The 14,263-nt window shown below is 34.3% G+C and carries 13 protein-coding genes; 10 read left to right on the forward strand and 3 right to left on the reverse strand.

The annotated features are described in order from the left end of the window. The first annotated feature begins 77 nt into the window (after window positions 1-77). From murC to dxs, 6 genes are all read left to right on the forward strand, one after another. On the forward strand, window positions 78-1,505 hold the full coding sequence (gene murC / locus EW093_RS14950) for a UDP-N-acetylmuramate--L-alanine ligase (RefSeq protein ID WP_149569171.1): 1,428 nt from the start codon (window positions 78-80) through the stop codon (window positions 1,503-1,505). A gap of 3 nt (window positions 1,506-1,508) precedes the next feature. Continuing rightward, window positions 1,509-2,375 carry a YicC/YloC family endoribonuclease gene (locus tag EW093_RS14955; protein ID WP_149569172.1) on the forward strand — a complete coding sequence of 289 codons (867 nt, stop codon included), beginning with the start codon at window positions 1,509-1,511 and terminating at the stop codon, window positions 2,373-2,375. After that, entirely contained in the window at window positions 2,365-2,889 is a 525-nt protein-coding gene (cmk, locus tag EW093_RS14960) for a (d)CMP kinase (RefSeq protein WP_149569173.1), read from the forward strand. The genes EW093_RS14955 and cmk overlap by 11 nt, the downstream gene beginning before the upstream one ends. 60 nt (window positions 2,890-2,949) lie before the next feature. Beyond that, window positions 2,950-3,159, forward strand: a complete 210-nt coding sequence (locus EW093_RS14965; protein ID WP_149569174.1) for a DNA-directed RNA polymerase subunit omega — start codon at window positions 2,950-2,952, stop codon at window positions 3,157-3,159. 16 nt (window positions 3,160-3,175) lie between these two features. Next, window positions 3,176-4,063 carry a tRNA (adenosine(37)-N6)-dimethylallyltransferase MiaA gene (gene miaA, locus EW093_RS14970; RefSeq protein ID WP_246745045.1) on the forward strand — a complete coding sequence of 296 codons (888 nt, stop codon included), beginning with the start codon at window positions 3,176-3,178 and terminating at the stop codon, window positions 4,061-4,063. 268 nt (window positions 4,064-4,331) lie between these two features. Further along, the gene (gene dxs / locus EW093_RS14975; RefSeq protein ID WP_149569176.1) at window positions 4,332-6,245 is read left to right on the forward strand and encodes a 1-deoxy-D-xylulose-5-phosphate synthase; all 1,914 of its coding nucleotides are present in this window, start codon (window positions 4,332-4,334) and stop codon (window positions 6,243-6,245) included. On the opposite strand, the gene EW093_RS14980 is transcribed toward dxs, so the two are convergent. Genes EW093_RS14980 through EW093_RS14990 form a run of 3 tightly spaced genes read right to left on the reverse strand, consistent with a single transcriptional unit; the run spans window position 6,246 to window position 8,700 of the window. Next, window positions 6,246-6,557 carry a hypothetical protein gene (locus EW093_RS14980; RefSeq protein ID WP_149569177.1) on the reverse strand — a complete coding sequence of 104 codons (312 nt, stop codon included), beginning with the start codon at window positions 6,555-6,557 and terminating at the stop codon, window positions 6,246-6,248. Beyond that, complete coding sequence (locus EW093_RS14985; RefSeq protein ID WP_149569178.1) at window positions 6,557-7,540, reverse strand: hypothetical protein; 984 nt, start codon at window positions 7,538-7,540, stop codon at window positions 6,557-6,559. Before EW093_RS14985 ends, EW093_RS14980 begins: the two co-directional genes overlap by 1 nt. After that, window positions 7,537-8,700 carry an HD-GYP domain-containing protein gene (locus tag EW093_RS14990; protein ID WP_149569179.1) on the reverse strand — a complete coding sequence of 388 codons (1,164 nt, stop codon included), beginning with the start codon at window positions 8,698-8,700 and terminating at the stop codon, window positions 7,537-7,539. Before EW093_RS14990 ends, EW093_RS14985 begins: the two co-directional genes overlap by 4 nt. 120 nt (window positions 8,701-8,820) lie before the next feature. On the opposite strand from EW093_RS14990, the gene EW093_RS14995 reads away from it, so the two are divergent. The 4 genes from EW093_RS14995 to tyrS all read left to right on the forward strand — a co-directional run bounded on the left by EW093_RS14995 (window position 8,821) and on the right by tyrS (window position 14,238). Continuing rightward, window positions 8,821-10,056 (forward strand): pyridoxal phosphate-dependent aminotransferase, encoded by a 1,236-nt coding sequence (locus EW093_RS14995; protein ID WP_149569180.1) that lies wholly within the window; start codon window positions 8,821-8,823, stop codon window positions 10,054-10,056. 67 nt (window positions 10,057-10,123) lie between these two features. Beyond that, window positions 10,124-11,587, forward strand: coding sequence for a glutamate--tRNA ligase (gene gltX / locus EW093_RS15000; protein WP_149569181.1), 1,464 nt, complete (start codon window positions 10,124-10,126; stop codon window positions 11,585-11,587). Between the two features lie 45 nt (window positions 11,588-11,632). Next, window positions 11,633-12,997 carry a glycine--tRNA ligase gene (locus tag EW093_RS15005; protein WP_149569631.1) on the forward strand — a complete coding sequence of 455 codons (1,365 nt, stop codon included), beginning with the start codon at window positions 11,633-11,635 and terminating at the stop codon, window positions 12,995-12,997. After that, a complete protein-coding gene (gene tyrS, locus EW093_RS15010; protein ID WP_149569182.1) occupies window positions 12,997-14,238 on the forward strand; it encodes a tyrosine--tRNA ligase in 1,242 nt (413 codons plus the stop codon). Before EW093_RS15005 ends, tyrS begins: the two co-directional genes overlap by 1 nt. Window positions 14,239-14,263: the final 25 nt, after the last annotated feature.

Raw genomic sequence — 14,263 nt, forward strand, 5'->3', positions numbered from 1 at the left:
TAGAGAAAATCTAGGGTTATTTTTTAGAATTAGCTAACTATCTAGAACAAAAATTGTTAATCTTGTAACATGGTCCTATGAAATATAAACTTCCAGAATCACTAGTTGGTTACAAAATATTTATGGTAGGTATAAAGGGGACAGGAATGGCCGCTTTAGCAGAACTTTTAACAAAACAAGGGGCTATTGTTACAGGTTCTGACGTACCCCAACATTTTTTTACTGATGACCTATTAAAAAAAGCTAATATACCATATTTCACTGAGTTTAAAGCAGATCATATCGATAGTACAATTCAGATGGTTATTCACTCCTCCGCATACTCTAAGGATGATAATCCAGTTTTAATAAGGGCTAAAGAGCTCTCTCTGCCCACACTTATATATACAGAAGCCCTAGGCTTTTTATCTGAACTATCCTTCTCTGTTGGAATATCAGGTATCCATGGGAAAACTACAACTACAGCAATAACTGGTACAATAATTAAGGAGTTAGGCCTAGAAGCTTCGACATTAGTTGGATCAGGGGTCCCAAGTTTTGGTGGATCAGCTATTAATGTTAATGGTAATAACTATTTTATAGCAGAGACCTGTGAGTATTATAGGCACTTTTTATCTTTTAGCCCAAATATTGTTTTAGTAACATCAATAGAGATGGATCATCCTGATTACTTTAAAGATTATAATGATATTATAGACGCTTTTACATCCTATATTTTAAAGTTACCAGAGGGTGGTGAGGTTATTTACTGTGCCGATGATAATGGGGTTATGGACTTAATTACAAGTTGTAAAGAGTTAAGGGGTGATATTAAGTATACCGGTTATGGTTCTAGGGCAGAGGGGGACTTTAAGTTAGTTAAACACAGTAGTTCCTCTGGTCTAAATAGCTTTTATCTTAAAGGATTTAATGAGGAATTTAGGCTTAAAGTTCCGGGATATCATACGGTTTTAGACTCTATTGGTGGAATATGTATAGCATCCTCACTTTTAAAAGAAGAGGGAATAGACCCCTTAGATAGAGTCTCTGATATCCAAAAAGGTCTTTTAAAATTCTCTGGAACAAAAAGAAGAAGTGAGATAATTGGAGAGAGGGATGGGATTCTATTTATTGATGATTATGGTCACCATCCTACAGCTATAAATACCACTTTAAAGGGTTATAGGGATTTTTATCCAGGTAGAAGAATAATAGTTGATTTTATGTCCCATACTTATACTAGAACAAGTGAGTTATTAGATGAGTTTGCATCTTCCTTCTCATCTGCCGACATTGTTATATTAAATAAAATATACTCTTCTGCAAGAGAGTTGTATAATGGTAAAATAGATGGGGAAACTCTTTTTAATGAGACAAAAAAATATCATGATAGTGTATATTACTGTCCCGAGTATGAAGATGCTATTATAAAAGTAAAAAGCATCTTAAAACCTGGAGATATTTTTGTCACTATGGGTGCTGGTAATAACTGGCAGGTTGGAGAGAGAGTTTTTAAGGAGGTATGATAAATGAGAAGTATGACAGGGTATGGTACAAGTGAGTACTCCGATGAGAATATAAGAATATCTGTAGATCTTAAAGCGTATAATAATAAGTATTTAGACATCTCATTAAATATGCCATCATGGTTAGGTCCGTTAGAAGGGCGGGTTAGGGATATTGTTAAAAATAAGAGAATATTTAGAGGACGAATTGAGTTTAATATAAGAATTAAAGAGTTGGTTGAAAATATTAAAATTAATATAGATGAGACATTAGTAGAGAGTGTTGTCTCTAGTCTTAACTCTGTTATAAAAAAATCATCTTTAAAATCCGAGATCCAACTAAGCGATATCTTGAATTTTGAGGGTGTAATTAAAACCGATAAAACAAGGGACCTTGAGGGTATCTGGGAGCTTCTCTCCCCTGAAATAGAGGCTGTTTTAGATCAGTTTATATTTGAGAAAGAGAGGGAGGGGATACTACTAAAAGAGGATATTTTTAGCTCTTTGGATCTAATTACTTTGGATTTAAAAAATATAACAAAGTATATTCCCTTAGTTGAAGAGAAGATAAAAAACAATTTTAGAGAGAAGTTTACAGAGGTTTTAGGGAATGAAATTGATGAAAACAGAATCCTTAGCGAATTAGGTGTACTTCTTGTTAAGTATGATATAAACGAAGAGATTGTTAGGCTAAAAAGTCATATAGAGAATTTTAAATTAAGTAGTAGGGAGATCCCCTGTGGTAAAAAACTTGACTTTATTTGTCAGGAGATGAATAGGGAAATAAATACAATTGGTTCAAAAAGTCCAATAATAGAGATTAGTAAGTTAGTTGTTAATATGAAAAATAGCCTAGAGCAAATTAGGGAGCAGGCAAGAAATGTTGAATAAAGAGATAAGAATAGCTATTTCTGGAAAGAGTGGGTGTGGAAACTCAACTGTTTCTAAAATTATAAGCCAAGAGTTAGAGTGTAAAATGGTAAATTATACATTCCATAATATAGCTGAAGAAGAGGGTATGGACTTTAAGGAGTTCTGTCTTATGGCGGAAAAGGATCCTAAATGGGACTATTTAGTTGATAAAAAGCAGGTCGAGATGGCAATGGAGTCTTCAAGTGTTTTAGGTTCAAGACTTGCTGTATGGATGTTGGAGAAGGCTGACTTAAAGGTATTTTTAACAGCTAGTAAAGAGACAAGGGCTAAAAGAATATTAGAGAGAGAGGGTGGGGATTTATCTGTTGTATTAGAGGAGACTGATGCTAGGGATAATAGAGATTCTGCTCGGTACAAAAAGTTATATGATATAGATAATAGCGATTATGGTTTTTGTGATCTAATTATTAATACTGATAATCTAGACCAATACCAGGTATCCAAGATAATTTTAGCTGCTATAGGTAAATAGCATTTACAATTTATAGTAAATCTATTATTATTAGATTCACTTTTTATAAAAGGGGCTTTAATGGACGAATCCAAAATGATCATACCTATAGAAAATCTTGTTAATAATACTGGTAATATTTACGAAGTTACTAATGCTGCTATTTCAAGATCAAGACAGTTATCTAAGACAGGGTCTAAGGATTTAGACGACAATTTAGGTAAAATTGTATCAGTATCAATAAAAGAGATTGTTACAGGTAAGGTGAAATATAAATACGAAAAAAAATAAAATCCCAGTTATCTTATTGTTTGGACCTACAGCTGTAGGTAAAACAGAGTTGCTCCTAGAGTTGTTCAAAGATCGTGGAGAGGTTATTAACGCTGATTCTATGCAGGTCTATAATAGACTAGATATAGGGTCAGCTAAACCCACTGAAGAGTACATAAAATTAATCCCACACCATTTAATATCAATTATAGAGCCTAAAGAGCAATTTAGTGTTGCTGACTTTGTAAACAGAGCTGATAAGTTAGTTCTAGATATATATAATCGGGGGAAAATTCCTGTTATTTCAGGTGGGACAGCCTTCTATTTTAAAAACTTTATATTTGGACTTCCAGAACTACCTTCTATTGATAAGGAAATTAGGGCTGGTATACAGCTAAAGTTAGAAAAAGAGGGTATAAGTGGGCTTTATAATGAACTTTTTAAAGTCGACCCCCAAGGTGCAAAAAGTATAAATTCTGGTGATACGTATAGGGTAACAAGAGCTCTTGAGGTATTTACTCAAACTAAAAGATCTATACTCTCCTACCAGGTTTCTAAATCACCTAGGGATAACTATGACTTTTTAATAATTGGGTTAACAAGGCCAAGGGATGAGTTGTACTCTAGAATTAATCGCCGGGTTGATATAATGTTTAAAGAGGGGTTGTTAGAAGAGTTTATAGGACTATATAATTCAGGCCTTACACCTGGGGATCCAGGGATGAAGGGTATTGGTTATAGTGAGTTTTTTAACTATATGTTATCGGGTTGCTGGTTATTAGAAGATTTAAAAGAGGATATTAGACGTAATTCAAGAAGGTATGCTAAACGTCAGATAACTTTTTTTAACTCTTTTGCAGATGTTAAATGGGTTAATCCAGATAATAAAGAAGAGTTAGTTAGATTAGTTAATGAGTTTCTGTAGAATTTATTTTGTAGAAGCCTTGACTATAGATTGAATCATTTGCATAATGATTTAAGTTTTATAACAGTTTAAACTAGGGAGTATTTCAGTGCCTTGTGGTAAAAAGAAAAAGCGAAAAAAAATAGCGACTCATAAGAGAAAGAAAAAGCTAAGAAAAAACAGACATAAACATAAATAGTTTTATGCCTTAAGATCATTAAGACAGCTCTTATATGTATAGGGCTGTCTATTTTTTTTCTAACAAAATTCATTTAAAAAGGAGAGTTCCTTGTCTGAATATCAGATACTATCCAAAATTGAGGGTCCTGAAGATTTAAAAGGTCTAACTCAAAAGGAACTTAACCAGTTATCTTCAGAAATAAGAGATTTTATAATAGATAATGTAAGTAAGACTGGAGGTCACTTTGCCTCAAATCTTGGTATTGTTGAACTTACTATCGCCTTACACACTGTTTTTAATTCACCAAATGACAAATTTATCTTTGATGTTGGACATCAATGTTACCCACATAAAATACTAACTGGTCGAAAGGGGCTTTTCCCTCAAAATAGACAGCTTAATGGTATGAGTGGTTTTACTAGAAGATATGAGAGTCCCCACGATTTTGTAGATGCAGGACACGCTTCTACATCTATATCTTCAGCAATGGGTATACTTTTAGGGGAAGAACTTCAGGGTAAATTTAACTATATTATTCCAATAATTGGGGATGCAGCCCTAACTGGTGGTATGGCCTACGAAGCTATGAACCATTTAGGTCATTTAAGAAAAAAAATGATTGTAATCTTAAATGATAATAATATGTCCATTGATGGTAGTGTTGGTGCTATCTCATCAAATCTAAGTAAAATGACTGCAACTAAGAGTTATCAGACGTTTAAGCACTTTGCAGATTGGACAATGTTACATATACCATTTATCGGTAAGTCATTCTATTCAGGTGTAATGCGGTGGAAAAAGTCGGTTAAAACATTCTTTTATAAATCAAATATTTTTACAGATTTAGGGTTAAAGTATATAGGTCCAATAGATGGGCACAATATAGGTGAGTTGCAGAGGGTTCTAAAAAGAGTTAAATTATTAGAGGAACCAGTACTGCTACATGTAATTACTAAAAAAGGAAAGGGGTATAAACCTGCAGAGGAGGATCCAGGATCCTATCATGGTGTTAAACCCTTTGATCCAAAGTTAGGGCTATTATCTTCCCCATCAAGTAAGACTACATATACTAACGCCTTTACTAAGGCTATTTTAGAGCTGGCTAAAGATGATGATAAAATTGTAGCTATAACAGCTGCTATGATGACAGGAACAGGTCTTTCAAAGTTTTTTAATACTTATCCTAATAGAAGTTTTGATGTTGGTATTACAGAGGAGCATGCGGTTACCCTTGCTTCTGGTATGGCAATAGCCGGGATGAAACCTGTTGTCTCAATATACTCTACATTTATTCAAAGAAGTATAGACCAAATAATTCACGATGTAGCTATTCCAAGATTACCTATCGTATTTACTCTAGATAGGGCAGGTATTGTTCCTGCTGATGGTGAGGCACACCAGGGGTTGTTTGACATCTCTTTGTTAAAAAGTATTCCTGGGATGTTAATTCTAGCTCCTTCAACAGAGAGGGAGATGTTATGGATGTTAGATTTTGCATTAAAGCATAACGGTCCATCAGTTATTAGGTATCCTAAGGATTATGTATTAGAAGAGGATGATACCCTCTCTAAACCTCTAGTAAAGGGGCAGGGGGTTCTTTATAATAACCACAAAAATAGGGTTTTATTAATAACCTATGGAGAACTGGTTAAAGACGCATTATTAGCATCTAATATGTTAACCGATAAGGGTTTTGATACAGATGTATACTCTATGCGCTTCCTATCTCCATTTAATAAAAAAGAGTTATTAAGTACTATCAAATCCTATGATATGGTTGTTGTTTTAGAAGATGGTATTATAAAGGGTGGTATTGGAGAGGAGATTGAATCTCTATCTAGAAATAGATCCCAATCTATATATATATTAGGTGTTGATGGGAATTTTTTAACCCACGGGACAAGGGAAGATTTAAAAAAGATCTCACAATTAGACCCAAATTCAATTACGAATTTTGTTATAGAAAAATCTGACGAAGTTAGACATAGGGAAGTAGTAGAGAGAATTAAAAATAAGTGGTAATTAACCCTTTATACACTCTATCCACTCTCTTGTTTCAAGGTTTTGGGGTTTTAACCCTAACTCCTTGATCTCTTCAAGGGAGTCGTAGGGTATATTTCTAATTAAGTTGAAGCGAGCTCTTAGTAGGTCTGTTTTTATCATACTATAGGATAACTCAACAAGCTGTCTCTGTTTTGGTGATAACTCACTTTTTAAAAGTAGTTTGTAGGCATCCTTTACTGTTTGGTTATTACTAGTTTTATCAATTTTAAGAACAGTATATGGATTGATGTTAAGGTTTATCTCATCAAAAATATTATTAAACTCTTTCATTAAAAAAGTTCACCCTGTACAACTTTATCTATATTGGTATTGCTGTTATTTGCCACAATTTTGAAATCTAAAGCCCGTTTTAAGTTAGTTAGAGGGTTAGAAGACTCTTTAAACTCCAATGTGTGGAAATCCCTAAGGATATGGATAAAGATATTGGACTCTTTTGTAAACTGTCTTTTCTCTTCCCTGTTAGTAAATATATACTTCTCTTTAATTAGAGCCTTTACTATATCCTTAATAATAAGGAGTAGAGCCTTAAAATTCTCATCATCAGAATCATCAAACTCTGCTAAATTAGCGTAACTAAAAAGATATCCTAAGCTTTTTACCGGGAATTTATACATAGTCCCTAGAGCCATTAATCTTGTTGATTCACTAATAGGTATAAATGGAATTATGGATTTGTGTATAACTTCCAATGGAATATTATCAACAGACTCCTCTACAATTGTTAAAATTGTATTTAATAACTCATCTTCTTTTACATTTTCTATATCATCTAGTAGTAATTTAACAGTTTTTGGATACATATCTATTAAAGAGTTTTCTATTACCTCTTTTAATGCATCCACACTGGTTACTAGGTTTTTATCTTGGACAAACAGGGCTGTATCCCTACCTTTAATTAAATATTTGTTTAGGTTTTTAACAGGAGAACTTTCAGCTACCTCGTTAAGGTACTCTGTTACAAGAGTTTGGTTGTTATTGTAAAACTCCTTTATTGCTAAAACACCACATCGGAAGGAGTATAATGGAGAACACTCAGGAATATCAAGTAGTTCAGCCTCCTTATCATCCCCTGTTATTCCATTATTATATGAGTTTAATACATCTAAAATTAAAATAGCTTCATCTAAAAGAACGTGATTAGATGGAATTACCATAGATTCAATTATCTGGGAAGGTGAGTATATTAAGGCTTCTAGGGGTTTAGGATCCTTATCTTCAAAGTATTTTAATAGTGTAGTATCTAAAATGTTCAACTGATTTTGTGTTTTTCCTCAAAATCAACTGCTTCAGAGTAGGATAGAACCTTTTTAACCTGGGAACTATTATCCTCAGATAAGCTAAAGATAGGTCTCTCTGTTAGAACACTATTAGCTGTAGTAGTAATCTGTTGCAGTATTGGGAATGTTGGGTTATCAGGGTTATAGTTTATAGACCTGGCAATTGCCCCATTATCCATCTGAACGTAACACCCTAGAGGATAGATGGTTAAAAGACCTACAAGAGATTTAATAAGTTTATCGTCATACATTGTTCCAATTTGTTGCATCATGTTAAGTAGGCTTGTATGGGCGTCTTTTCCCTTCCTAAATGGCCTATCTGATATCTGTGCATCAAAGGAGCAGGCTATAGCTATTATTTTTCCAAATAAGGATATTTTATGACCAGGTAACTTTTGTGGATACCCAGAGGAGTTTTCCCTCTCATGGTGCTCTAGGACTCCTAGTAAAACATCCCTGGAAACGTTAAGTGTTTTTAATATTCTAAAACTTAAAATAGTGTGGGTTGATAGTGCTTTCTTTTCATCATCATTAATTGCCCCAGTTCCGTTATACAGTCTCTCAGGTAGTTTAAGTAGCCCTATTTCATGGAAAAGACATGAAATACCTAACTCAACTAATTTATGTTGGGGTAGTTTCATTTTATCCCCAAGGGCAATACTTAAAATTGTAGTTTTAGTTGCATGGGTAACCATATAGTCGTGATCAAAACTTGGTAAGCTAGCTAATCTTAATACATATACTGGATCTGTCTTAACCTCTTTAATAATATCTTTTATCTTGTCACTTACACTATTTAGATTTAACTTCTCGTTATTTCTAAAATCTCTAAAAAGTATATTTATAAACTCTAAGCTCTTTCTAAAAAATATCTCTGCTCTCTGTTTCCCCTGTTGTTCCTCTACACCAGCTGTTATTGATGAAGTTAGGGATAGTGGTGCAACTCGATCTTCCTCTGATATCTCCTGTAACTCATTATTGGAGTAGACAAATCTAATATTCCATCGTTTTAGATTATCTGCTATATCCTGGGTAAATTGCATATCAATTGGAAGAAGAAGAAAATTCTTATCTAGATATAGATCAGCATTGTAGTAGTGGTTTATTTTCAGTTGATTTGCAGATGTCTTTATCACTTTATAATATTACTCCCTAATATTTTTACGGATTATTTCAATATTAACTTTAATATATATTTGCACATTTTTACAACTTTTTATAGTATTGATTTGTATTTTATGAATAAAGGGATGAAAATGTATAAAATTACCAAGTCAAATAAGCTTAAAAATGTTTGTTATGATATTCGAGGTCCAATCTTTGATGAAGCTAAAAAGCTAGAAGAAGAGGGTTACCGACTAATTAAACTTAATATAGGGAATCCTGCTCCCTTTGGTTTTCAAACTCCAGAGGAGATAAGTAGGGATATTATTAGAAACTTTTCTGATGCAGATGGATACTCAATGTCTAATGGTCTCTTCTCAGCTAGAAAAGCTGTTATGCATGAGTGTCAAAAAAAGTCTATTAAAAATGTTGATGTAGAAGATATTTTTATTGGTAATGGGGTTAGTGAACTCATTGGAATCTCTATGCAGGCTCTTTTAAATGATGGAGATGAGATTTTAATACCATCCCCTGATTATCCATTGTGGACAGCATCTGCTACATTAGCTGGTGGGAAGGCTATTCATTATCGTTGTGATGAGGAGAATTATTGGTATCCAAATTTAGAAGATATTGAGTCTAAGGTAACAAAGACTACAAAGGCTATAGTTGTAATAAATCCAAATAATCCAACAGGAAGCCTATATCCTGTAGAAATATTAGAGGGAATCATTGATATTGCAAGAAGACACTCCCTGATTATTTTTTCCGATGAGATCTATGATAAAATTCTTTATAGTGGGGAGCATGTATCTATCGCTAGTTTAGCAGATGACCTATTTTTTGTAACTTTTAATGGTTTATCAAAATCCTATAGAGCAGCAGGTTATAGGGCTGGTTGGATGATTCTATCAGGAGAGAAGTCCCAGGCTAAGGATTATATAGAAGGTATCTCTATGTTATCTAATATGAGGTTGTGTGCAAATGTTCCAGGGCAGTTAGGAATACAGACAGCTTTAGGTGGATTTCAGTCAATATATGAACTAACAAAAAAAGGTGGAAGATTATATGAACAGATGAACTACTGTTATAATCGACTAATTAATATTCCAGGTATTACATGTACTAAACCCCAGGGAGCCCTTTATTGTTTTCCCAAAATTGATACTCAGATGTATCAGATAGATGATGATAGCCAGTTTATTAAAGAGTTATTAATAGAGACAAAGGTTTTATTAGTTCAAGGGTCAGGTTTTAATGTAGATACTCCGGACCATTTTAGAATTATATTTCTTGCGGATTTAGAGCTTTTAGCCGAGGCATTAGATCGAATTGAGGGGTATCTTAGAAAGAGAAGAGCAAAAAACCTGAAAGAATCAAATTCCTAGATCACTTGTTAGAACCATGGTTTTTTTTATATAATAGTTTTTCATACAATTAACAAGGAGGTTCCCTATGGAAGTTAGGGTACGATACGCTCCTTCACCAACCGGTTTACAACATATCGGAAGTGTAAGAACGGCGTTATTCAACTACTTTTTTGCTAAGGCAAATGGTGGTAAATTTATTTTAAGGGTCGAGGATACTGATAGAACTAGATATTCTGACGAAGCTTTAGAGGACTTATACAACACTTTTAAGTGGCTAGGTGTAGAATTTGATGAGAGTCCAGAAAAAGGTGGAGAGTATGGACCTTATGTGCAATCAGAGAGAACAGAGCTCTACAGAGAGTATGCACAGAAATTAGTTGAATCAGGTAAAGCCTATTATTGTTATTGTACAGAAGAGAGATTAAATGAATTAAGAGAGTACCAGCAAGCTAATAAGCTAGACCCTGGTTACGATAGAAAGTGTCAACATATATCCGATGAAGAGAAACAGAGGCTTATAGATCAGGGGGTTAAACCTGTTTTAAGGTTGAAGATACCTACAGAGGGAAAGACATCTTTTGATGATATAGTATTAGGTAAGATAACTAGAAAAAACAAGGATGTAATGGTAGATCCTATTTTAATGAAGGGGGATGGGTTTCCAACCTATCACTTAGCAAATGTTATTGATGACCACCTAATGAAAATAACACATATTTTAAGAGCTCAGGAGTGGATACCCACCGGACCTGTACATGTTATGTTATACGAAGCCTTTGGGTGGGAACCACCTAAGTATGCACACCTTCCAAATGTAAATGGTAAGGATGGAAAGAAGCTGTCTAAGAGACATGGTTCTACCTCTATTAAGCAGTTTATTGATGGAGGATATATACCCGAGGGCTTAATTAATTATGTAACATTAGTTGGTTGGTCCTATGATGATAAAAGAGAGTTTTTTACAAAAGAGGAGTTTGAACAGTTATTCACTTTGGATAAGATTAGTAAATCTCCTGGTATTTTTGATTATAAAAAACTTGATTGGTTTAATGGGCAATACCTAAGAAAACTTGAGGACTCTAAGTTAGAGGAGTTATTAATTCCAATTTTAGAGAGTAGTGGTGTTGTATCTAATCCAATTACCCAACAAGAGCGGGATATTTTTATTGGAGCTATGCCTATTTTTAGGGAGCGACTAGTACTAACAACAGATATTGTGGAGTGTATTAACTTCCTTTATAACGATATAGAAGAGTATGATTTAGATATTCTTATACCAAAAAAAATGGAGAAAGAGGATGTTGCTAAGGTTTTAGAGACAACGATCCCTCTATTAGAAGATTTTGATAATCATTCTGTTGATGAGAATGAGGAGATCTTTAAAGAGTTAACTACAACTTTAGATATTAAAGTTGGTCAACTATTTATGCCATTAAGAGTTGCTGTTACAGGAACAAAGGCTTCTCCTCCACTTTTTAGTTCTATTAAGTTAATTGGAAAGGATAAGGCAATAGAGAGGGTTAAAAAGGCCCTAGAAGTTTTAAGATAGAGGAGTTAATAGATGGCTAAAAATAAAAAAATAACAGCAAACAATATGACGGATGAATCTGGAGTTTCAATGGAGAAACTTGTATCTCTATGTAAAAGAAGGGGATTTGTATACCCATCATCAGAGATATATGGTGGATTATCTGCCACATGGGATTATGGTCCCCTAGGTGTTGAGCTTAAGAAAAATATTCAAGAGATCTGGTGGAAAGAGATGACTAGGACCCAGGACAACATTGTAGGTTTAGATGCAGCAATTATGATGCACCCTAAAACCTGGGAAGCCTCCGGTCATGTAGCTAACTTCTCAGACCCTTTAGTTGACTGTAAAAAGTGTAAAACTAGATTTAGAGAGGACAAATTAGAGCAACAGTATGTTGATAACAAAGAGTGTCCAGAGTGTGGAGGCGAATTAACAGAACCTAGAAACTTTAACCTAATGTTCTCAACTCAGATGGGTGCTGTTGAAGACTCATCTATGAAGGTGTATTTAAGACCAGAGACAGCCCAGGGTATATTTGTTAACTTTAAAAATGTTGTTGATACCTCTAGGGTTAAAATTCCCTTTGGGATTGCCCAGGTAGGTAAAGCGTTTAGAAATGAGATTACAACTAAAAACTTTATCTTTAGAACTTGTGAGTTTGAGCAGATGGAGATGCAGTTCTTTGTTAAACCCGGTACAGACGAGAAGTGGTTTGAGTACTGGATGGAAGCAAGAAAAGCGTATTACACAGAGAAGCTAGGTGTTAGACCTACCCACCTTCAGTTCCATAGACATGGAGAGGGTGAGTTAGCATTCTATGCTAAAGACGCATTTGATATTGAGTATAAATTCCCATTTGGTTGGGAGGAGTTAGAGGGAATTCACTCTAGAACAGACTACGACCTATCCCAGCACTCAAAATTCTGTGGTAAAGAGATTAACTACCTAGATCAAGAGACAAATGAGTGGTATATACCATATGTTATTGAGACATCAGCTGGTTTAACTAGATCGGTTTTAATAGCTTTAACAGACGCTTATGAGGAAGAGACCATTGGTGTTGATAAAAAGGGGAATCCTGATGTTAGAACAGTTCTACACTTTCACCCAGATGTTGCCCCTGTAAAAGTTGCAGTATTACCACTTGTTAAAAAAGACGGCATTGATGAACTTGCAAAAAGTATTGAGAAGGAGTTAAGGGAAGATTATAACACTTTCTACGATCAGTCTGGAGCTATTGGTAAAAGATATAGACGAATGGATGAGATTGGTACACCTTTTTGTATAACAGTAGATTATGACTCTAAAGAGGATGACTCTGTTACACTTAGATTTAGGGATTCCATGGAGCAGGTTCGGGTTAAAAGATCGGAATTATCTGCTAGAATCAAGTTAGAGATGAAGAACTACAAAAGGGTAAATAAGTAATGGCTACAACAGATGTAATACAAGTTTTAAAGGATAGGGGTTTTTTTAGTCAGTGTACTGACGAAGCTGGTTTATTAGAGAAGTTAAAGGAACCTACCAGATTCTACTGTGGATTTGATCCTACAGGGCCATCTCTCCATGTTGGGCATTTAGTACCTGTTTTTGCGATGGCTCATATGGAAAAAGCTGGACATAAACCAGTTGTTTTAGTTGGGGGTGGAACTGCAAGGGTAGGGGATCCATCTGGTAAAACAGATATGAGAAAAATGTTAACTATTGACCAGATAAAATCAAATGTTGAAGAGTTTAAAAAGCAACTTGGGAATTTTATTAGTTTTGATGATAAAGATGGGGCTATAGTTGTAGACAATGCAACTTGGCTTGCACCTTTAAACTATATCGATTTTTTAAGGGATATTGGTAAACACTTCTCTGTAAATAGAATGTTAACCTTTGAGGCTTATAAAAAACGGTTAGAAACTGGTTTAAGTTTTATTGAATTTAACTACCAACTGCTACAGTCCTATGACTTTTTAGAGTTAAATAGACAGTATGACTGTTCACTACAAATTGGTGGGGATGATCAGTGGGGAAATATTGTTGCTGGTATGGAGTTAATTAGAAGGATCGAGAGAAAAGAGTCCTACGGTTTAACCTTTAATCTTGTAACCCGTTCAGATGGAAAAAAGATGGGTAAAACTGAGAAGGGAGCTGTTTTCTTAAATAAAGAGATGACTTCTGTTTACGACTTATACCAATACTGGAGAAATGTAGATGATGCTGATGTTGAAAAATTTTTAAAGCTGTTTACATTTTTACCAGTAGAAGAGTGTATTAGACTTGGTTCTTTAGAAGGTGCTGCAATAAATGAAGCTAAGGATATTCTAGCCTATGAGTTTACAAAGATAATACATGGGAAGGAAGAGGCTGATACTGCAAGAGAGGCTGCTAAGGCTGCTTTTACTGGTGGTGGAAATGCTGATAAATCTGGTATGCCAACTAAAGAGTATGGTAGAGATATATTTGAGACAGGGATTAATATTATTGACCTATTTACAGATTGTGGTTTATCAACATCTAAAAGTGAAGCTAGAAGATTGGTAACACAGAATGGTGCATCAGTTAATGGTAAGAAGAATAGTGATCCTAAAGCAATTATTGGAGTAAGTGATATTACAGAAGATAGTGATATAATTCTTAAATCCGGTAAGAAGAAGTTTTTTAGAATAGTTATTAAATAGTATAAAGAGCCTACGGGCTCTTTTT

Origin of the sequence: Thiospirochaeta perfilievii, assembly GCF_008329945.1 — a bacterium.
GTDB classification, from domain to species: domain Bacteria; phylum Spirochaetota; class Spirochaetia; order DSM-2461; family DSM-2461; genus Thiospirochaeta; species Thiospirochaeta perfilievii.

Excerpts from the sequence above, each read along its gene's own strand:
- EW093_RS14965 (WP_149569174.1), top strand. The coding sequence starts at position 2,950 with ATGGACGAATCCAAAATGATCATACCTATAGAAAATCTTGTTAATAAT.
- cmk (WP_149569173.1), top strand. The coding sequence starts at position 2,365 with ATGTTGAATAAAGAGATAAGAATAGCTATTTCTGGAAAGAGTGGGTGT.
- EW093_RS14955 (WP_149569172.1), top strand. The coding sequence starts at position 1,509 with ATGAGAAGTATGACAGGGTATGGTACAAGTGAGTACTCCGATGAGAAT.
- EW093_RS14995 (WP_149569180.1), top strand. The coding sequence starts at position 8,821 with ATGTATAAAATTACCAAGTCAAATAAGCTTAAAAATGTTTGTTATGAT.
- murC (WP_149569171.1), top strand. The coding sequence starts at position 78 with ATGAAATATAAACTTCCAGAATCACTAGTTGGTTACAAAATATTTATG.
- gltX (WP_149569181.1), top strand. The coding sequence starts at position 10,124 with ATGGAAGTTAGGGTACGATACGCTCCTTCACCAACCGGTTTACAACAT.
- EW093_RS15005 (WP_149569631.1), top strand. The coding sequence starts at position 11,633 with ATGACGGATGAATCTGGAGTTTCAATGGAGAAACTTGTATCTCTATGT.
- EW093_RS14980 (WP_149569177.1), bottom strand. The coding sequence starts at position 6,557 with ATGAAAGAGTTTAATAATATTTTTGATGAGATAAACCTTAACATCAAT.
- tyrS (WP_149569182.1), top strand. The coding sequence starts at position 12,997 with ATGGCTACAACAGATGTAATACAAGTTTTAAAGGATAGGGGTTTTTTT.